Genomic DNA, 21227 nt, shown 5'->3' with positions numbered 1-21227 from the left:
AAACATATTTTTTAGATTTTGCAAAGATATAAATTCTAATTCATAATTAATAAATGCAAGGACTTAAAAAATACTGCATCCATTACTTTATTATTTTTGCAAAAAGCTCTAAGTGATCATCCACATAACTCGCAATCAATGCTGTAACTTGTTCTTCCATTTCCAAATAAGTCTCTTCCAGTTCATCGAAAGCTTCATATTGCTCATACATAGCCATAAATTCATCATCTGTCCGTTCCTTCTCCAAGTCTTTCCGGTTGGCATCAAAGATTTTCTTAGCCTTATAGACTAATTTAGAGAATTCTTCTGCCCCCCATAAACGCATCACTTTCGCAAACGGATTATCAAAGATATATCCACCATAGCCGTTCTGAATTAATTGGCAAAAACCGCCAACCATTATTTCATCACGAAAAATCTGATATGCCAGCAAAGAATGTTGCTCGCCAGTGAGCAAAGGCATCGTATCAGCAGTCAATTCACCACCAATCACTTCCTTATATTTATCAGTAAACACTTGGATGAATTCATCCATTCCTTCACCCGCTGCCTTTTGCAATGCAGATTCTACAACTTCGATCATAATCTTTCTTATAAATTATGTGGCAAAGCTACGAATTTTATTCTACATCTGGTGATAATCCTTGCACAATCTTACCTATCTTAACTTCATTATCCACTCTTCACGTCTTTCACAAGACGCATATCAACTCATTTACAGGTGCTTCCGGTGAACTAATCAAATAAAATACGGTATTCACACCATTCACACCTTCACAATATATGCATTTCACAGTCTCATTATATAGCGAAAATGGCTATATAACATCGGCCGACTATAGTCGACCATATAGTCAATTCCAGTCATCCGATCAGACAACAGGAGTTGTCCAGCTAGCCAACAATAGACGGCCGACAGGGATATTGCTAGTTTATTTATGAATATATGCCCCTATTCAGGCAGCTTATCATGCATGTAAATGCATCCCCAGATACACACCTATTAAATAAGGTATGAGCCAAATGCACCAAACCACAATACTGAAACGATTAAAATGCTTTTTAGCTTTAGGTGATCCCTTTACATAAGTCCATATTGCCCACGAAGCATGCACAAACATTAGAAGAATAGCAATAGTTCCCGTCACCGTATGAATTTCGTCATGTAGATGAGTCAGTTCGGCGATGTGCTCCATCAGGCTTGTGCCAACCGTATCGGCAAGCAAACCGAGAAGGAAGAAAATGATATGCCAAAACTTCAATTTCTTTTGAATACGTTCGCCCCAAACACCTATCGTATAAAAAATAAGCGCAGATGAAATAACGCAAATTGCCCCTATTAAATAATGTATATCTACTTGATTCAGTTCCATAAATTTTCGTTTTCTAATAACAACAAAGCAAAGAATAGATAGTTCTCCCAGCTTCAATCTTTCACAAATGCAATCCCGACTTTACAAACGAAGAAAAAACGGAAACAGATTTGTCTCTTTTCACAAAAAAGTAATAAAAGGCGATTTGCAGAAACAAATAAATCGACTACCTTTGTGGGCGATTTAGAGAATCGTGACTACGTATTTTTAATTATATCACTTAAAAAAAGAGCTAATTATGACTTATTCACACGAAGTGGAACACATGTGTGTTGTAAAGAAGGGTCCTAACCATGGACCGGCTCCCATACCCGAAGAAGGCAAATGGGTAAAATCTAAAGAAATCGTTGATATTTCTGGTTTGACACACGGTATCGGTTGGTGCGCTCCTCAACAAGGTGCTTGTAAACTGACACTGAACGTTAAAGAAGGTATCATCCAGGAAGCCTTGATCGAGACAATCGGTTGCTCTGGTATGACTCACTCAGCTGCTATGGCTTCTGAAATCCTTCCGGGTAAAACAGTTCTTGAAGCATTAAACACTGACCTTGTTTGCGACGCTATCAATACTGCAATGCGCGAACTTTTCTTGCAAATCGTATACGGACGTACTCAATCAGCTTTCTCTGAAGGTGGTTTGATTATCGGTGCAGGTTTGGAAGACTTGGGTAAAGGTCTGCGTAGCCAGGTAGGTACTCTTTATGGTACTTTGGCTAAAGGTCCTCGTTACCTTGAAATGGCAGAAGGTTATATCAAACAAATCTTCTTGGACAAGAACGACGAAATCTGCGGATACGAATTCGTACACATGGGTAAGTTCATGGACGAAATCAAGAAAGGTACTGATGCTAACGAAGCTTTGAAGAAAGTTACAGGTACTTATGGACGCGTAACAGCAGAACAGGGAGCAGTTAAATCTATTGATCCACGTCACGAATAATATAAGGAGGAAAGAAACTATGATTAGAGAAGTAAAATTCGAAAGCCAAGACCGTCGTATCAAAGGTATCATTGAAGCCTTGAACGCTAACGGCATCAAAGACATCGAAGAAGCTAACGCTATCTGCGAAGCTGCCGGACTTGATCCTTATAAAACGTGTGAAGAAACTCAGCCTATCTGCTTTGAAAATGCAAAATGGGCTTATGTAGTAGGTACTGCTATCGCTCTTAAGAAGAACTGCACAAACGCTGCTGAAGCTGCTGAAGCTATCGGTATCGGTTTGCAAGCATTCTGTATCCCGGGTTCTGTAGCTGACGACCGTAAGGTTGGTATCGGTCATGGTAACCTGGCTGCTATGTTGCTGCGCGAAGAAACTAAATGTTTCGCTTTCCTGGCAGGTCACGAATCTTTCGCTGCTGCTGAAGGTGCTATCAAAATCGCTGCAAAAGCAGACAAAGTACGTAAAGAGCCGTTGCGTTGCATCCTGAACGGTCTTGGAAAAGACGCTGCTCAGATCATCTCTCGTATCAACGGCTTTACTTATGTTCAGACTCAATTCGATTACTTCACAGGTGAACTGAAAGTTGTTCGCGAAATCGCTTATTCTGACGGTCCTCGTGCAAAAGTAAAATGTTATGGTGCTGACGACGTTCGTGAAGGTGTAGCTATCATGTGGAAAGAAGGTGTAGACGTATCTATCACAGGTAACTCTACTAACCCGACCCGTTTCCAACACCCAGTTGCAGGAACTTACAAGAAAGAACGTGTTCTTGCTGGCAAACCTTATTTCTCAGTTGCTTCTGGTGGTGGTACAGGTCGTACTCTTCACCCGGATAACATGGCTGCCGGTCCTGCTTCTTATGGTATGACTGACACGATGGGTCGTATGCACAGTGACGCTCAATTCGCCGGTTCTTCATCAGTTCCTGCTCACGTAGAAATGATGGGATTCCTGGGAATTGGTAACAACCCGATGGTAGGTTGTACAGTAGCTTGTGCGGTTGATGTAGCTCAGGCTTTAAGCAAGTAATTCAGATTACTTTATATAGATAAACTCCTGTAGTCCTTGCGATTGCAGGAGTTTTTTTGTAGTAACTTGTAATAGATGGCAGTTACAAACACTTCATTCCAGACATTATTTAAGGCTACAGAAGATGAAATAGCTGAATATATGGAAGCACTTGGTTTTGAAATGGACTATATAGATGAATTCCATAATGAACAATACAAAATCTTTGACGCTGTCCCTAACAATGTATTATATGGTATTGATGGTGACTTATATTTCATTGATACGCAAATAAGATTAAGAACATTTAAGAAATCAGCACTATACCCATTATAAGAATTAAGATCAAAGGTAGCCTTTCCGTTATTTACAACCACATTCCCTTTTGAATAGGTATACATCTCCATTCATCAACAGATATAACTTAATATAAACCTGCAAGAGCAAATAATGTAGCTAATTCGAGAACTTTTGTACGACTTCGCCTGTTTACATAACAGATACTAAAACATTATACAACAATGCTACTCACATTCTTAAATACACTTGCCACTATTATCAGTGTTATTAGTCTGCTAATTGTCACTTACGGAGTATTAGTCTGCTTCATTGCCTTTTTACGCAATGAGATAAAACGATTCAACGGAACATATACGGTTAACAATATACGACAGTTGAGGGCGGATTTTGGTACTTACCTTTTGCTTGGATTGGAGTTTCTAATTGCTTCCGACATACTAAAAACAGTGGTTGATCCGACGTTGGACGAATTGGCAATCCTAGGTGGAGTAGTCATAGTGAGAACTGTGCTTTCTGTATTTTTGAATAAAGAGATCAAAGAATTGGCCGAAAATGATTCAGCGAAAGAAATATAGCATATTACCGCACAACTAAGTTTCTTCAAAGCCACGTCCTTTTTTATTGCCTGATATTTCTATTTTACCTACCTTTGTACGGGAAACATTTACACACTGACTGGCAAGGAATAGAAACACGTCAAAAAAAATGGGAATTACACATCTATCTATTGAGCTTACACTTGATCTGATTGCGTTAATTATAGGAATCATCCTTATCATACGCGCCAAAGATAATTATCCGAAATTATATTGGGGAATTATAGCTACCGGCATCGGTATTATGTTTTCATGGGAAAATATCGGATGGCTGACAATTGTCACAGACACTCCGGAATACAACTTCACAGAATTGCTCAACATTGAGAAAATGCTCAAATGGTATGCTTTAGCAAATATTGTAGCCCTGTTCCCTATCGCTTCTTTATCGCCGGGCTATCTGAACCATTTCAGAATATTTACTTTTCTATTATTACCCATTATTACGATAACCGTAGGAATCAGCTATTTAAGCTTCAATGGGAATATCACTCCCATCCACTCCATGGATGAAATTATTCCGAATATCCATCTAATAGATGTCAAGCTTAGGGTTTGCATATTCCTGTTATCCGTTTTTACCCCGCTCGTTCTTCTTATTTATCCTATGATGAATAACAAGACCTACCGCAGGATAAATAATAACATGTATCTATTCATCGGTTTTCTATTCGTATTTTTAGGGATATACATCTTGTTCACTCTAAATATCAATGAATTTGTTTTCAACCTGTTCGGCATTATGGCAATCGTTTTTACGGTCTTATTCTCCATACAATATTTACGTTACGAGAACCCGTTTTCGAACCATATAAACATGATTCATAACGCAAAGAATACGGAAAGCCCCATAATGCCACAAGCCGGAAAATCATCTCCTCCTCTCCCGCTCTTCTTAACGATTGAAACCTATCTTCAGGAACAGCATCCCTATACCGATCAACGGTATAATATAGAACTTTTAGCCAAAGCTCTGAATAAACAAGAACACGATATTTCAGCAGCAATCAAAAGTCGGGGTTTTACAGGTTTCCGGGAATACATTAATTATCTTCGACTGGAATATTTCAGACAGCTAGCCGCCGAAAATCCAAAGAGTAATGTAAAAGAACTGATGTTTGCATGCGGTTTCACCTCCCGGGCAACTTTCTATCGTAACTTTTCAGAAAAGTATGGTGTATCACCCAGCAAATTCATTGATAGTCAAAGAGTAAAGCAATAAATTCCTTTTTTTTAAAAGCATAATTCTTACTAGTAAAAGTGTCTCATTTCAGGAATGAGACACTTTTTATTTTTGTAGCTAAAAGCAATCCATTACTTTTGATGCAAAATAAAACTACGACGTTCACATCATCAACAGATTAATCAGATACCAAGATAAATAGAATGAATATGAATACTGATAATTGCAATCACACCAACACAGAGAAAAATCAAGAAGAAAAGATCTTTTTATATACTACTATAACTGGAAACTTGCAACTAATCCATTTAGAACAGATTGGCTATTTCCGGTATAACTCCAAGAGTAAACTATGGGAAGCTGTATTAAATAACAATCATATCCTGGCACTCAGAAGAAATACAAACTCACAAAAGATATTGAGTCTGCATCCCTATCTTATCCAGATTAGCCAGTCACACATTATCAATATAAGCTATCTGGTTTCGATTGAAGACAACAATTGCATATTGCTTCCTCCATTTAATGAAATGGAACTTTTACAAGTAAGCAAGTCTTTCATGAAGAAGCTAAAAGAAAAATATCCATGTATCTGATTCCCTATAGCTCATCTTTATGCTCTATGCAACACCCAGCAGTTCCACTTCGAAGATCAATGTCGAGTAGGCAGGAATAGAATCAAAAGATTTGATACCGTATCCCATTGCATAAGGAATATAAATAATCCATTTATCGCCAACATGCATTTTCTGAAGTGCCACCTGCCATCCTTCTATTACATCACTAAGACGTAGGGCATCGGGACAAGTACGCTCATAAGAATTATCAAACACCCGGCCATCAATCAGACTTCCTTTGTAATGCACGGTAACAATACTCCGTGCACCCGGAGAAATCGTACTTTCGCCAGTTTCCAAAACTTTGTAATAGATTCCACCCGGCAATGCGAAAACACCCTCCTGAAAAGACAGCTTTTTCAGAAATCGCCGATTGGCCTCTTTGTATTCTTTCTTTTTCCCCATAAATAAATTGATTAAGAACTTGCAAAAATAATCAGAATAACAAAGGATTTAGCATAAAAACTGTATATTTGTTCGTTGAACTATAAAAAGACTCCTCGCTATGGGACAAACAAAGACTACACGTAGCATCAGTGCTACCGGACTATTTTTGCTCATCATGATAACTGTGGGCCTATATTCATGCACACGCACTCAAAAAGACATCATTCCTTCTGCCGATTATGCACCGTATGTAAACGCGTATACGGGAGGAGTCATCTCGCAAAATTCGACCATACGTATAGAACTGACCCACGACCAACCCATGGTGGATCTGAACAATGAGTTAAAAAGCAACCCATTCAGTTTCTCACCTTCATTAAAGGGAAAAGCATATTGGGTAAGCAACAATACCATTGAATTTGTGCCTGAAGAAGGAGCGCTGAAACCGGGAACACTTTACGAAGGAACTTTCCGGCTCGGAGACTTTATCGAAGTAGAGAAAAAGCTGAAAGAGTTCAACTTCTCATTCCGCGTACAAGAACGTAACTTCACCCTGCAACTGGAATCATTACCGATTACAGCTACCCAACCGAATGAGATAAATATGAAAGGAGAGATACGTTTCAGCGATGTAGTGAAAAAGGAAGAGGTAGAAAAGATGCTGACTGCCAGTGACGGGAAAAAGAGTTATCCGGTGGAAGTCACCGCAACCGACAATCATACCCGGTATTTGTTTAGTATCAGACAAATCCCCAGAGAAGCTGATGATTACCCCTTGACTATCACAGCCAACGGCACCCCGGCCGGCATCGACCGTAAACAAAGCGAAGAAGTACTGATACCGGCGAAAGATTGTTTTCGTTTTATGTCTGCCGAACGCATCGACCAACCGGAAAACGGAATCGAGATTGTTTTCTCCGCTCCCCTATCCACTACTCAAGATTTAAAAGGACTGATTGAGATCCCGGAAATCTCCTCATCGATCTTCCAAATCAGCGAGAACAGAGTTTTTATCTATTTCGAAGCAAACACACAAAATAAACTGACGTTGAATATCCATGAAGGAGTCAAAGACAGTCAAGGTAAAGCGTTGGGAACTTCCCATACGATCTCATTCAGTGAAGTGAGCCTGAAACCACAAGTGGAAATGTCTACTACCGCCGCTATCCTGCCCGATTCGAAAAGTCTGATTATTCCTTTCAGGGCTGTCAACCTGTATGCTGTGGATTTGAGCGTGATCCGCATTTTTGAGAACAATGTATTGATGTTTATGCAAACCAATTCACTGGCCTCGGCCAATGAGCTGCGCCGTTCGGGCAGACTGGTTTACAAGAAAACGTTATGGCTTGCCAAAGATGCTTCCAAAGACATTCATCATTGGGGAGATTACTCGATAGACCTTGCCGGATTAATCCATCAGGAACCGGGTGCCATCTATCGTGTAATACTTTCATTCCGTCAGGAATACTCCGCTTATCCTTGTGGAGGAGTCGAGAATCAGGATATGAAATTCGCCGACAGCAGCACCTCCGACGGACTGACTAAAGTAAGTGGAAGTGTCTTGTCCGAAGAAGATGAAGCAATCTGGAATACCCCCGAAGCCTACTATTATTACAATGGCGGAACAATGGACTGGAGTGTGTACCGATGGACGGAACGCGACAATCCCTGTCATCCGTCTTATTACATGAATTCAGACCGGATAGCTGCCTGCAACGTTTTTGCTTCCAACCTGGGAATGATTGTAAAACGGAACTCACTGAATAAACTGTGGATTGCTGTCAGTAATATTTTGGATACAAAACCGATAGGGAAAGCACAGGTAACAGCGTATAACTTCCAGTTACAACCCATAGGGAAAGGAGAAACCAATGGGGAAGGATTCGTTGAAATCACTCCGAACGGTGTGCCTTTCATTATCGTGGCAGAATCGGAAAAGCAAAAGGCATACGTGCGCGTTGTAGACGGTGAAGAACAGTCCGTCAGCAGATTCGACGTGGGAGGTAAAGATATTCAAAAGGGACTGAAAGGATTTATATATGGCGAAAGAGGGGTATGGCGCCCGGGAGACACGTTGCACATTTCTTTTATATTGGAAGACCGCGAAAAGAGAATCCCCGACAAGCATCCCGTAGCACTAGAGATTTACAATCCGAGAGGACAGTTCTACACGAAAATGATTTCAACACAAGGAATGAACGGATTCTATACATTCGACGTTCCGACACAGGCAACAGACCCGACCGGGCTTTGGAATGCATATATTAAGGTGGGAGGAACCACCTTCCACAAAGGTCTGCGTATCGAAACCATAAAGCCCAACCGCCTGAAAATAAATCTGGCATTGCCGAAGGTTCTTCAAGCCACGGACAAGGATTTCTATGCCCCACTCACTTCAACTTGGCTGACAGGAGCAACTGCCTCCAAACTGAAAGCCAAAGTAGAAATGTCTTTATCGAAAGTGAATACACAGTTCAAGAATTACGGACAATATATCTTTAACAATCCGGCTACGGATTTCACGACTATCAAAACAGATATATTTGACGGCACACTGGATGCAGAAGGAAAAGCAAACGTCATGCTGAAAGTTCCGACCGCAACGGAAGCGCCGGGTATGCTGAACGCTACTTTCACCACCCGCGTGTTCGAACCGGGAGGAGATGCCAGCATCTACACTCAAACGATTCCATTCTCACCATTCACCTCTTATGTCGGTATCAATCTGAACCAGCCGAAAGGCAAATATATTGAAACTGACAAAGATCATGTATTCGATATTGTAACTGTAAACACGCAGGGACAGCTAGTGAACAGTTCTAATCTGGAATACAAAATATACCGCATCGGCTGGAGTTGGTGGTGGGAAAACAGTGGTGAATCTTTCGGAACGTATATCAACAATAGTTCCATCACTCCTGTTGCCAGCGGCAATTTACAGACAAAAGGCGGAAAAGCATCTTTCAAATTCCGTATCGATTATCCGTCATGGGGACGCTATCTGGTTTACGTGAAAGATAAAGAGAGTGGACATGCCACCGGAGGTACAGTTTATGTTGACTGGCCGGAATGGCGGGGACGTTCGAGCAAGACTGATCCCAGCGGTATCAAGATGCTTGCTTTCTCACTGAACAAAGACTCTTATGAAATAGGAGAAACAGCCACAGCAATCATTCCTGCAGCAGCGGGAGGACGTGCACTGGTATCCATAGAAAACGGTTCTACCGTATTACGGCAAGAATGGATAGAGGTTTCCAACGGAGGAGATACGAAATATACATTCAAGATTACACCGGAGATGACTCCGAATGTATATCTGCATATCAGTTTGTTACAGCCTCATGCGCAAACAGTCAATGACCTGCCCATCCGTATGTATGGCGTCGTTCCGGTATTCGTGACTAACAGTCAGACGGTGTTACAACCGCAGATACAGATGCCGGAAGTGTTACGCCCGGAAACCAACTTCAATGTGACCGTCAGCGAAAAGACCGGAAAACCGATGACTTATACATTAGCTATTGTAGACGACGGTTTGCTGGATCTTACCAATTTCAAGACCCCGGACCCATGGAATGATTTCTATTCACGCGAAGCACTCGGCATCCGGACATGGGATATGTATGATAATGTATTGGGAGCTTCCGCCGGAAGTTACAGTTCACTTTTCAGTACGGGTGGCGACGCGACATTGAAGCCTGCCGATGCAAAAGCAAACCGCTTCAAACCGGTAGTCAAGTTTGTAGGTCCTTTCTATCTGGGAAAAGGTAAAAGCCAGACGCATACACTGAAACTTCCGATGTATGTGGGTTCGGTACGTGCCATGGTGGTTGCCGGACAAGAGGGCGCGTACGGCAATGCGGAAAAAACGGCTTTTGTACGGACTCCGTTAATGATGTTGTCCACCTTGCCCCGTGTGCTTAGCATTCAGGAAGAAATCACCGTTCCGGTCAATATCTTTGCGATGGAAAATCAAGTGAAGAATGTAACCGTATCACTTCAGGCATCCGGTGGAGGAGTACAGATTGTAGGGGCCAACCAACAGTCGCTCAAATTTAGCCAACCGGGTGACCAGCTCGTGTTCTTTACCTTAAAAACAGGTAGCAAAACAGGAAAGGCTACCATCCATCTGACAGCCAATGGTGGCGGACAACAAACGAAAGAAACCATTGAAATAGAAGTACGCAACCCGAATCCGGTAGTAACCCTGCGCAACAGTCAATGGGTAGAAGCCGGACAAAGCAAAGAACTTTCATACAATCTAAGCAGTTCTTCTGCAAATAATCAGATAAAGCTGGAAGTATCACGCATACCTTCGGTTGACATCAGCCGCCGTTTCGACTTCTTATACAACTATCAGCACCATTGTACGGAACAGTTGACTTCCAAGGCTTTGCCTCTTCTGTTTATCGGTCAATTCAAAACAATAGATAAGATAGAAGCCGAAAAGATAAAGACAAATGTACAGGAAGCTATCCGGCAGATTTATGGTCGTCAACTTCCCAATGGCGGATTTGTATATTGGCCGGGAAATGCTGTTGCCGACGAATGGATCAGTTCTTATGCAGGAATGTTCCTGACACTGGCACAAGAAAAAGGATACGCCGTTCATTCGAACGTACTGAATAAGTGGAAGCGTTTCCAACGTGCTGCCGCACAAAACTGGCGGATGCCGCAGGATGCAAGCGGCTGGCAACAATGGCAGTCGGAATTGCAACAGGCTTTCCGTTTATATACGCTTGCATTGGCAGGAGCACCGGAATATGGTGCCATGAACCGGATGAAAGAACAGACAGGATTATCCATTCAAGCTAAATGGAGACTGGCAGCAACCTATGCACTGACCGGAAAGATGAAACCGGCTGAAGAACTGGTGTATAATGCGGAAACAACAGTAAGCCCCTACTCTTCCATGAATCAGATTTACGGTTCCTCCGACCGTGATGAAGCTATGATTCTGGAAACACTGATCCTGATGAACCGGGAACGGGATGCTTTGCAGCAGGCAAAAGTCGTTTCAAAGAATCTGTCACAAGAGGAGTGGTTCAGTACCCAATCCACCGCTTTTGCTCTTATGGCAATGGGACGTCTGGCCGAAAAGCTGTCAGGCACACTGGATTTCGTATGGACATGGAACGACAAACAACAACCTGCCGTGAAATCAGCTAAGGCTGTGTTTGAGAAGGAAATAGCCACCACTCCCAAATCCGGTATGATTGCTGTGAAAAATCAAGGAAAAGGAGCGCTTAGCGTAGACCTTATCACACGCACACAGTTGTTGAACGATACATTACCGGCCATCAGCGACAATCTTCGCATGGATATAAGATATGCCAACCTGAACGGTACACCGATCTCTGTCAATGATATTATACAGGGAACTGACTTTATGGCTATCACCTCCATATCCAATATTAGCGGAACTTCCGACTACACCAATCTGGCACTGACGCATATCATACCGTCCGGTTGGGAAATATACAACGAAAGAATGGTTGCCCCCCGAAACGGAAAGCGTAGCAACCGACGGTTCCGGTAAGTCCGTCAGCAAATATAATTATCTGGATATACGCGATGACAGGGTATTGACTTATTTCAATTTGCGTCGTGGTGAAACGAAAGTATTCACTGTCAGACTGCAAGCGACTTATGCAGGTAACTTTATTCTTCCTGCCGTTCAATGTGAAGCAATGTATGATGTAAACGTACAGGCACGCAGCAAAGCGGGAAGAACAACTGTCAGTCGATAAATTTTAGGCACGGATTACACGGATTACGCGGTTTTGGTTAACGAGTAGAACCGTGAAATCCGTGTAATCCGTGTAATCCGTGCCTAATTATTTCTTCCCTAATCATGTTTCAAAAAGATATGTCTCTTAGCTTTTAACATTTAAATGAACCCGATATATAAATTCTTCAAACGATTATCTGTCACTAAGAAAGTAATGACAATAAGCATTACCCTTTTGACGATAGGATACATCTTTTGCCTTCCCCGGCAACTATTTCATGTACCCTACTCCACCGTTGTGACTGATCGAAACGAAGAATTACTGGGAGCACGTATCGCTTCGGATGGTCAATGGCGGTTTCCTCCCCGAAAGACAACACCTGATAAAATCAAGCAATGCCTTATTACCTTTGAAGATAAACACTTTTACCACCATTGGGGAGTTAATCCGTTATCTACCGGAAGGGCACTCTATCAGAATTTAAAGAATAAACGTGTTGTAAGCGGAGGTAGTACCCTTACCATGCAGACCATCCGTCTCGCCCGGAACAAACCCAGAACTATCGGAGAGAAAGTCATTGAAATGATCTGGGCTACCCGTTTGGAGTTCCGGACTTCCAAAGAGGAAATCTTATCCATGTATGTCTCTCATGCACCATTCGGAGGAAATGTGGTAGGACTGGATGCTGCTGCCTGGCGTTACTTCGGTCATTCTGCCGAAGACTTATCATGGGCGGAATCAGCCATGCTGGCTGTCCTGCCCAATGCCCCCGCCATGATTCATCTATCCAAAGGACGAAAAACACTTCTTTCCAAACGCAACCGTCTATTGAAACAACTTTTTGAAGAAGAGATTATTGATGCGTCCACCTATGAACTGGCTATTAGCGAACCGTTACCCGACGAACCACATCCTCTTCCTCAAACAGCCCCACATCTGGTTACCCGCTTCTATCAGGAAAGAAACGGATTATATACCCGCTCAACCATTGATAAAGGAATACAAACCCATATAGAGAGTTTGGCGGAACGGTGGAGCAATGAATTTAATCGAAGTGATATCCGCAACCTAGCTATCCTAATTATAGACATTCCCGCCAATCAAGTGGTAGCATACTGCGGAAATGTACATTTCGACCGCAAACAAGGGGGGAATCAAGTAGACGTGATTCAAGCTCCCAGAAGTACAGGTAGTATTTTAAAACCCTTTCTCTATAGTGCCATGCTACAGGAAGGAAGTCTATTACCGCAAATGCTGTTACCGGACGTACCCGTCAACATCAACGGCTTTACTCCACAAAACTTCAGCATGCAGTTTGAAGGAGCCGTCCCCGCTTCCGAAGCTCTTGCCCGCTCATTGAATATCCCGGCTGTCACCATGTTACAAAGGTATGGAGTACCCAAATTTCATCACATGCTGCAACAAATGGGATTCAAGACTATCAACCGATCAGCTTCCCATTACGGATTATCACTCATTTTAGGAGGCGCTGAAGCTACTTTATGGGATGTAACGAATGCCTATGCACAAATGGGACGAAGCCTCTCCAACAATCATTCCAACAATCTTCCCCAAGAAAAGGAAGTACAGATACTACTGGGAACAGAAGAAAAGACTGTTTCGGGAAGAGATGATTCAAGAAAAGTTACTTCAGGAAAGACAATTTCAAGAAAGACAACTTCGGAAAAGGCTATATCAGAAAGAATAATAGCAGAAGGAGCTATTTCTGAAGAGGTTATTCCAGAAGGAGTTATTTCAGAAGAAGTTATTTCGGCAGGAGCAGCCTGGCTCACCCTTTCCGCCTTAACAGAAGTCAACCGGCCTGAAGAGATTGACTGGAAATCAATTCCTTCCATGCAGACTATCGCATGGAAGACCGGAACCAGTTACGGATTCCGTGACGCCTGGGCCGTTGGCGTGACTCCCCGCTATGCAGTAGGCGTATGGGTAGGAAATGCAACCGGAGAAGGAAAACCCGGATTGGTCGGTGCACAAACGGCCGGTCCCGTATTATTCGATATATTCAATTATCTCCCATCTTCACCCTGGTTCGAACGTCCCACAGGAGTTTTCGTTGATGCAGAAATATGCCGTCAATCCGGTCATCTGAAAGGACGTTTCTGTGAAGAAACCGACACCGTACTGATCCTTCCTGTCGGATTACGGACAGAGGCTTGTCCTTACCATCATCTCGTCACACTATCCGCCGACGAAAGCCACCGCATCTATGAAAACTGTGCAAATACGGAACCTACCATTCAGCAATCATGGTTTGCCCTGCCACCCGTATGGGAATGGTACTATAAACAGCATCATCCGGAATATAAACCGCTGCCACCTTTCAAAGCCGGCTGTGGAGAAGATTCTTTCCAACCCATGCAGTTCATCTACCCTCCGATGAACGCCCACATCAAGCTGCCCAAGCAACTGGACGGCAGCAAAGGCTTTATCACGGTGGAACTGGCACACAGCAATCCCAATGCCACTATCTTCTGGCATCTCGACGACACCTATCAGACACAGACACAGGATTTCCACAAAATTTCACTGCGACCTGCTCCCGGCAAACATTCCCTGACGGCAGTAGACGGAGAAGGTAACACAGTTTCCACCACTTTCTTCATCGAATAAACATCTTATTTTATTATCTTTGCCGCATGAAACAGCCATTAAAAGAAAACGGTGGACTACCGGCATCTATCCTCTGGACACTTGCTATTGTGGCCGGTGTCTCGGTAGCCAACATCTATTATATCCAACCCCTATTAAATATGATACGCCATGAACTTGGCATATCAGAGTTCAGAACTAACCTGATTGCCATGGTCACGCAAATAGGCTATGCGGCAGGATTATTGTTTATCACCCCTCTGGGAGATTTATATCAACGTAAGAAAATCATCCTGGTCAACTTCACCGTTCTGATATTCTCCCTATTGACCATCGCCCTGACGCACAATTTTCATTTGATACTTATCGCTTCATTCCTCACGGGAGTTTGTTCAATGATTCCACAAATATTCATTCCGATAGCCGCCCAGTTCTCCCGTCCGGAAAATAAAGGCAGGAATGTAGGAATTGTCTTATCTGGATTACTGACCGGTATTCTGGCTTCACGGGTTGTCAGCGGATTTATCGGTGAACTGATTGGCTGGCGGGAAATGTATCACATCGCTGCAGGCATGATGCTTATCTGTGCCATTGTTGTACTAAAAGTCCTTCCCGACATTCAGACCAACTTTCAGGGGAAATATAGCGGCCTGATGAAATCCCTGTTAGCCTTAGTGAAAGAATATCCGCAACTACGGATTTATTCCATCCGGGCGGCATTGAACTTCGGCTCCCTCCTCGCCATGTGGTCTTGTCTGGCTTTTAAAATGGGACAAGCTCCGTTCTTTGCCAACAGCGACGTCATTGGTATGCTGGGACTTTGCGGAGTGGCGGGGGCATTGACTGCCTCTTTTGTTGGAAAATATGTAAAACAAGTCGGTGTACGCCGCTTCAACTTTATCGGCTGCGGATTGATTCTCTTTGCCTGGTTACTGTTCTTCATCGGTGAAAACACCTTTATTGGTATCATTGCCGGAATCATCATCATTGACATAGGGATGCAATGTATCCAACTTAGCAACCAGACAAGTATCTTCGAACTGGACCCGCGCGCTTCGAACCGCATCAATACAGTTTTCATGACTACTTACTTTATTGGCGGTTCGATGGGAACATTTCTGGCGGGCAGCTTCTGGCAACTGTATGGTTGGCACGGAGTGATCGGTACCGGAGTCGTTTTAACAGGGATTTCTTTATTAATTACGACTTTCTACAAGAAGTAAATCAACAAAACAGACGGTCAAACCGTTTATTACAATAAAATAAGCCAATGAAATACGGAGTTAACAGACAAATCTTACTTATCACAGCCGGTGTCGTCTGGATTATAGCCGGTGCCAATATTCTGCGAATAGGAATTGTAACATGGTTAAACACCTCCCAAGATTGGATGTTCAAAATAGGAGAAGCTACCGTCGTTTTCTTGTTATTCTTCGTTCTGGTGTTCAGAAGACTTTATTATAAACATACCCAGCGAATCGAACAAAAGAAAGAACACAGAAATTGCCCGTTTTCATTTTTCGATGTAAAAAGCTGGATTACAATGATCTTCATGATTTCTCTGGGAATTACCATACGTAGCTTCCACCTTCTGCCCGAAACGTTCATTTCCGTTTTCTATACCGGATTATCCATTGCCCTCATCCTGACGGGAGGGCTTTTCATCCGCTACTGGTGGATAAGACGTAAGACTTTCGCCAATTGAGCCGGGCTTATACATATTCCGATCAAATACAAACTTATAATAATTTTTATTGCCTGACGTTTTGAAGCAAAAGATTTCATCCTTTTTTGTTGTATCTTTGCGCGGCTATAAACAAAACAGTAGCCGGAAAATAAATAAAAGGTTATAAGAATCAACATGAAGAAAGCTCCCTCGCCCCTCGTATCATTGATACCGATCATTGTACTGGTGTTATTATTGTTTGCCACTATCCGCACATTTGGCAGCGATGCCCTAAGCGGCGGAAGCCAAGTGTCACTGCTCACCACTACAGCTATTTGTATCCTTATCGGCATGGTGTTTTATAAAATTCCCTGGAAAGATTACGAGCTTGCCATAACCAACAATATTGCCGGAGTGGCGACAGCTATTATTATTCTATTAATCATCGGTGCGTTGAGTGGGATCTGGATGATTAGTGGAGTAGTGCCGACGCTAATCTACTACGGGATGCAAATTATCCATCCCAGTTTCTTCCTGGCATCTACCTGCATCATCTGCGCATTGATTTCCGTTATGACCGGGAGCTCATGGACTACCATTGCTACCATCGGTATCGCTCTGATGGGTATCGGAAAGGCGCAAGGTTTTGAAGACGGCTGGATTGCCGGAGCCATTATTTCGGGGGCATACTTCGGAGATAAAATATCTCCTTTATCCGAAACCACTATTCTGGCTTCTTCCATCACAGACACTCCCCTGTTCCGTCACATCCGTTACATGATGATTACTACGGTTCCATCTCTTGTCATTACACTGATTATTTTCACCGTAGCGGGATTCTCTCATGATGCCAACAATACACAGCACATCGCAGAAGTGGCAGCAGCTCTGAATGAAAAGTTTCATATCACTCCGTGGCTGTTGATAGTTCCCGTAGTAACCGGCATATTGATAGCGCGGAAAGTGCCGTCTATCGTTACGCTGTTCCTGTCCACCCTGTTGGCAGCTGTTTTTGCTTTGATCTTTCAGCCTGATTTAGTGGAGGAAATTTCAGGAGTCGCCGCTTCCGGATTCAATTCATTGTTCAAAGGACTAATGATGACTATCTACGGAGAGACAAATTTGCACACGGATAATGCCGTTCTGACAGATTTAATTGCCACACGTGGCATGTCAGGAATGCTGAATACGATTTGGCTGATACTATGTGCCATGTGTTTCGGCGGAGCAATGACAGCAAGCGGCATGGTGGGAAGTATCACTTCTATCTTTGTGCGCTTTATGAAGAAAACAGTCAGCGTGGTCAGTGCGACGGTCTGTTCCGGGCTGTTTCTTAATCTGACCACTGCCGATCAATATATCAGTATTATTCTGACGGGAAATATGTTTCGCGATATTTATGCCAAGAAAGGATATGAAAGTTGCTTACTAAGCCGCACGACGGAAGATGCAGTAACCGTTACATCCGTATTGATCCCGTGGAACAGCTGTGGAATGACCCAAGCCACTATCTTGAGTGTACCCACACTTGTGTATCTCCCTTATTGTTTTTTCAACATTATCAGCCCCTTAATGAGTATCACTGTGGCAGCCATCGGATATAAAATTGCACGACGCTCGTGAACAATCTGGCATACACATTGTTTTTGCAATAAACGAACAACGTATTAAACCTAAACAAAAAAAAGTTATGAAAAAGTTTATTGCATTATTAGCATTAGTATTAGTGAGTGCAAGCACAATGATGTATGCACAAGAAAGTAACGCAGCAGCACGCCGCGCAGAAAGAAAAGCAGAAAGAGATGCAGAGAGAGCAAAACTCCGTGCCGAAGAAGAGGTGCAGGACATGGCAGCCTATCAACAAGCTGTGCAGGCTTTGAAGAACAAGCAATTTGTACTGGAAGCCAATCAGGTTATTTTCCGTAACGGTATGAGTGCATTCGTTACTTCAAACACCAACTTCGTCTTGATGAACGGCAACAGAGCTACCGTACAGACTGCCTTCAATACTCCTTACCCGGGTCCTAACGGAATCGGTGGTGTGACAGTGGATGGTAATTCTTCGGATATGAAGATGAATATCGACAAAAAAGGAAATGTGAACTGCTCATTCAGTGTTCAGGGTATCGGCATCTCCGCTCAAGTATTTATTAATATGAGCAGCGGAAACAATACTGCTTCGGTTAGTATCAGCCCGAACTTCAACAACAATAACCTGACGTTGAACGGAAATATCGTTCCGCTTGACCAGTCAAATATCTTCAAAGGACGTTCCTGGTAATCCGGATCTTAAGAATCTTATCATAACTCCGCTGCAAATCGCGCAAAATGCGTACATTTGTAGCGGAGTTTTTTTATTCAGCATGGCTTATGAGAGAATTTATCATTGCAGACAATCAGGATATCAGTAAGGCGGGAATGATGTTCCTGTTAAGTAAACAAAAGGAGGTGTCCCTCCTTTTAGAAGCTGACAACAAGGCTGAACTGATTCAGCAGCTACGATTGTATCCGCAAGCAGTGATTATACTGGACTATACCTTGTTCAATTTTGCCGGGGCAGATGAATTGATTGTCTTGCAGGAAAGATTCAAGGAAGCCGACTGGATTCTATTCTCCGATGAACTGAGTCTGAACTTTCTCCGTCAGGTATTATTCAGCAGCATGGCTTTCGGGGTAGTGATGAAAGATAACTCAAAAGAAGAAATCATGACCGCCATTCAATGCGCCACCCGCAAACAACGGTATATTTGCAATCATGTCAGCAATCTGCTGCTTTCGGGAGCTTCTTCCCCGCTGGTAGCGTCAAACATGGACGACCATCTGCTGACGCAAACAGAAAAGAATATCCTAAAAGAAATCGCATTAGGAAAAACGACGAAAGAGATTGCTGCAGAGAAAAATCTTAGTTTCCATACGATCAACAGCCATCGTAAGAATATCTTTCGTAAATTGGGAGTGAATAATGTGCACGAGGCTACTAAATATGCGATGAGGGCAGGGATTGTGGATTTAGCCGAATACTATATCTGATTATACGCTTTACTTCAAGCCATTTTGTTTCAAAAGTTGTTCTATTTCCTTGTCTGATATAGAAGCCCTGTCTGCTTTATCATAAATATAGAGAAGATTCAAAATTGCATCTTGCTGGGAAACAACCAAAGTGAAAGTGATAACTCTTGCACCTCCGCTTTTTCCTTTCCCTTTCGCAGTAATTTTCATGCGGACTTTGCGCAAGCCATGACCTAAATCGGTACCTAATTGCGGATTCTGTTCCAACTCATCAATCAATGAAGCAAAATCTTCTTTAAAAGAAGAATAATGTTTTGCCAATCGTTTAGCTTCCCGCTGAAACGTTGGCTTAACTATTATTTCATAGTTCATTCAAAAACTCCCTTGCACTCTTTAATTCCAACTTGCCATCCATAGAAAGTTTTACCTCTTTCAGTCCTGCATCAATCCCTGCAAGAATCTCCTCTTTTGTGATTTCTTCCATTTCTTTTTCTGCTTCCATTTTCTTAAGTCGTTTCAAATAGTTCTTCACCCGATTGAGCATCTCTTTGTCATTCAAACTCAGGAGTTCCTCCACCAAGTCCATTTTCAGACTTTTCAATTCCATCGTTGTCATAAGCAATCCTCCTTTATTTATTATTCTACGAAACAAAAGTAGTGAAAATTATCCTGATTATCGAATCCTCACCTTTCAAAATAAACTATTTAACAGATGATTTCTCCGCTTCCCACGCAAACTTTCGCCTCTTCATCATAAATCACCCCAAACTGTCCCGGAGCAATGCCTTGCAGCTTTTCAGAGGACAAAATGTGGAATTGCGTCTCCCCTTCCTGTATCAGTTTTCCTTTGGTAAAGTCGGGAGTGTGACGAATCTTGAAAGTGATGTCTATCTCCTTCTCCTGTCCTTTCCAGGGATTATCAGTAATGAAATGGAAATCATGCATCCGGAATTCATTGCCATACTGTGTTTCCACACCATAACCGCGGGACACATAGATTGTATTTTCTTCCATATCCTTCTTGACTACGAACCAGGGACCACCACTCAATCCAAGCCCTTTGCGCTGGCCGATTGTGTGAAACCAATAGCCGCGATGTGTACCCAATTTCTTTCCGGTTTCCCATTCAATAATCGCCCCTTCCTTTTCTCCTAAAAACCGACGGACAAAATCATTGTAGTTTATCTTCCCGAGAAAACAGATGCCCTGACTATCTTTCCTTCTGGCACTCGGCAATCCGGCTTTATTGGCAATCTCACGCACTTCCTGTTTCATCAACCCTCCAATGGGAAACATGAGTTTGGAAACTTGCAGGTAATCAATCTGTGCGAGAAAGTCCGTCTGGTCTTTCACAGGGTCTTTCGCTGTGCCCAGCCAAGTTTTACCGTTACGTTGCAAGGTGGTGGCATAATGACCGGTTGCCGTAAAGTCGAAGTCTTTCCCGACACGCTGTTCAAAGCAGCCGAATTTGATAAGCTTATTACACATCACATCCGGATTCGGTGTCAGTCCCTGCCGGATTTTATCAATGGCATAGGCCGCTACATTCTCCCAATACTCCTGATGCAAATCCACTACCTCCAAAGACAAACCGTACTTACGTGCCGTAGCAGTAGATAATTCAATATCTTCCTCTGCCGAACAGTCCATATATTCCGCTCCGTCCATGCCTATCTTAATATAAAAAAGAGTGGGCTTATATCCTTGCTCACAAAGGAGATGCACAACAACTGAACTGTCGACACCTCCTGATAATAATGCAGCTATATCCATGAATAATGATTCGTCTATTAATAACGTTCTAT

At 42.7% G+C, this 21227-nt stretch carries 17 protein-coding genes and 2 pseudogenes; 13 read left to right on the top strand and 6 right to left on the bottom strand.

What is annotated here, in order from left to right; translation table 11 throughout:
• Positions 1-82: 82 nt before the first annotated feature.
• Both NXV01_RS14120 and NXV01_RS14115 read right to left on the bottom strand, forming a co-directional pair.
• A complete protein-coding gene (locus NXV01_RS14120; RefSeq protein ID WP_122137680.1) occupies positions 83-583 on the bottom strand; it encodes a DMP19 family protein in 501 nt (166 codons plus the stop codon).
• 385 nt (positions 584-968) lie between these two features.
• Positions 969-1373 (bottom strand): HsmA family protein, encoded by a 405-nt coding sequence (locus NXV01_RS14115; protein ID WP_148366097.1) that lies wholly within the window; start codon positions 1371-1373, stop codon positions 969-971.
• 238 nt (positions 1374-1611) lie between these two features.
• On the opposite strand from NXV01_RS14115, the gene NXV01_RS14110 reads away from it, so the two are divergent.
• The 6 genes and pseudogenes from NXV01_RS14110 to NXV01_RS14085 all read left to right on the top strand — a co-directional run bounded on the left by NXV01_RS14110 (position 1612) and on the right by NXV01_RS14085 (position 5997).
• Complete coding sequence (locus NXV01_RS14110; RefSeq protein WP_004296942.1) at positions 1612-2313, top strand: iron-sulfur cluster assembly scaffold protein; 702 nt, start codon at positions 1612-1614, stop codon at positions 2311-2313.
• 19 nt (positions 2314-2332) lie between these two features.
• Positions 2333-3343, top strand: coding sequence for a GGGtGRT protein (locus tag NXV01_RS14105; RefSeq protein ID WP_005677721.1), 1011 nt, complete (start codon positions 2333-2335; stop codon positions 3341-3343).
• A gap of 111 nt (positions 3344-3454) precedes the next feature.
• Positions 3455-3658, top strand: a pseudogene (locus NXV01_RS14100) (hypothetical protein); the annotation flags it as partial.
• A gap of 185 nt (positions 3659-3843) precedes the next feature.
• The gene (locus tag NXV01_RS14095; protein ID WP_099146399.1) at positions 3844-4197 is read left to right on the top strand and encodes a DUF1622 domain-containing protein; all 354 of its coding nucleotides are present in this window, start codon (positions 3844-3846) and stop codon (positions 4195-4197) included.
• A gap of 130 nt (positions 4198-4327) precedes the next feature.
• Positions 4328-5440 (top strand): helix-turn-helix domain-containing protein, encoded by a 1113-nt coding sequence (locus NXV01_RS14090; protein WP_148366095.1) that lies wholly within the window; start codon positions 4328-4330, stop codon positions 5438-5440.
• A 170-nt stretch (positions 5441-5610) separates the two neighbouring features.
• Positions 5611-5997, top strand: a complete 387-nt coding sequence (locus NXV01_RS14085; protein WP_148366370.1) for a LytTR family transcriptional regulator DNA-binding domain-containing protein — start codon at positions 5611-5613, stop codon at positions 5995-5997.
• A gap of 24 nt (positions 5998-6021) precedes the next feature.
• On the opposite strand, the gene NXV01_RS14080 is transcribed toward NXV01_RS14085, so the two are convergent.
• Positions 6022-6423, bottom strand: a complete 402-nt coding sequence (locus NXV01_RS14080; protein WP_074556384.1) for an FKBP-type peptidyl-prolyl cis-trans isomerase — start codon at positions 6421-6423, stop codon at positions 6022-6024.
• 100 nt (positions 6424-6523) lie between these two features.
• Here NXV01_RS14080 and NXV01_RS14075 point away from each other — a divergent pair.
• The 7 genes and pseudogenes from NXV01_RS14075 (at position 6524) to NXV01_RS14045 (ending at position 19443) form a co-directional block, all read left to right on the top strand.
• A pseudogene (locus NXV01_RS14075) lies at positions 6524-12155 on the top strand (alpha-2-macroglobulin family protein).
• 144 nt (positions 12156-12299) lie between these two features.
• Positions 12300-14768, top strand: coding sequence for a penicillin-binding protein 1C (pbpC, locus tag NXV01_RS14070; protein ID WP_234132021.1), 2469 nt, complete (start codon positions 12300-12302; stop codon positions 14766-14768).
• 26 nt (positions 14769-14794) lie between these two features.
• On the top strand, positions 14795-15970 hold the full coding sequence (locus NXV01_RS14065; protein WP_148366089.1) for an MFS transporter: 1176 nt from the start codon (positions 14795-14797) through the stop codon (positions 15968-15970).
• A 47-nt stretch (positions 15971-16017) separates the two neighbouring features.
• Positions 16018-16452, top strand: coding sequence for a hypothetical protein (locus NXV01_RS14060; RefSeq protein WP_148366087.1), 435 nt, complete (start codon positions 16018-16020; stop codon positions 16450-16452).
• A gap of 156 nt (positions 16453-16608) precedes the next feature.
• The gene (gene nhaC, locus NXV01_RS14055; protein WP_148366085.1) at positions 16609-18036 is read left to right on the top strand and encodes a Na+/H+ antiporter NhaC; all 1428 of its coding nucleotides are present in this window, start codon (positions 16609-16611) and stop codon (positions 18034-18036) included.
• A 67-nt stretch (positions 18037-18103) separates the two neighbouring features.
• On the top strand, positions 18104-18694 hold the full coding sequence (locus NXV01_RS14050; RefSeq protein ID WP_148366083.1) for a DUF4251 domain-containing protein: 591 nt from the start codon (positions 18104-18106) through the stop codon (positions 18692-18694).
• Between the two features lie 89 nt (positions 18695-18783).
• Entirely contained in the window at positions 18784-19443 is a 660-nt protein-coding gene (locus tag NXV01_RS14045; protein ID WP_148366081.1) for a response regulator transcription factor, read from the top strand.
• A 9-nt stretch (positions 19444-19452) separates the two neighbouring features.
• On the opposite strand, the gene NXV01_RS14040 is transcribed toward NXV01_RS14045, so the two are convergent.
• The 3 genes from NXV01_RS14040 to mnmA form a co-directional block, all read right to left on the bottom strand.
• Positions 19453-19794 (bottom strand): type II toxin-antitoxin system RelE/ParE family toxin, encoded by a 342-nt coding sequence (locus NXV01_RS14040; protein WP_099146391.1) that lies wholly within the window; start codon positions 19792-19794, stop codon positions 19453-19455.
• Positions 19784-20038: a hypothetical protein gene (locus tag NXV01_RS14035; RefSeq protein ID WP_148366079.1), complete on the bottom strand. Its 255-nt coding sequence runs from the start codon at positions 20036-20038 to the stop codon at positions 19784-19786. Before NXV01_RS14035 ends, NXV01_RS14040 begins: the two co-directional genes overlap by 11 nt.
• Positions 20039-20127: 89 nt before the next feature.
• On the bottom strand, positions 20128-21195 hold the full coding sequence (mnmA, locus tag NXV01_RS14030; RefSeq protein ID WP_217721500.1) for a tRNA 2-thiouridine(34) synthase MnmA: 1068 nt from the start codon (positions 21193-21195) through the stop codon (positions 20128-20130).
• Between the last annotated feature and the right edge of the window lie 32 nt (positions 21196-21227).

The sequence above is a fragment of the Bacteroides sp. BFG-606 genome, from assembly GCF_024788145.1.
Taxonomy (GTDB): Bacteria; Bacteroidota; Bacteroidia; order Bacteroidales; family Bacteroidaceae; genus Bacteroides; species Bacteroides vicugnae.
Note: the sequence above shows the minus strand (reverse complement) of the source record. Positions and strands in the feature narration are given on the sequence as shown.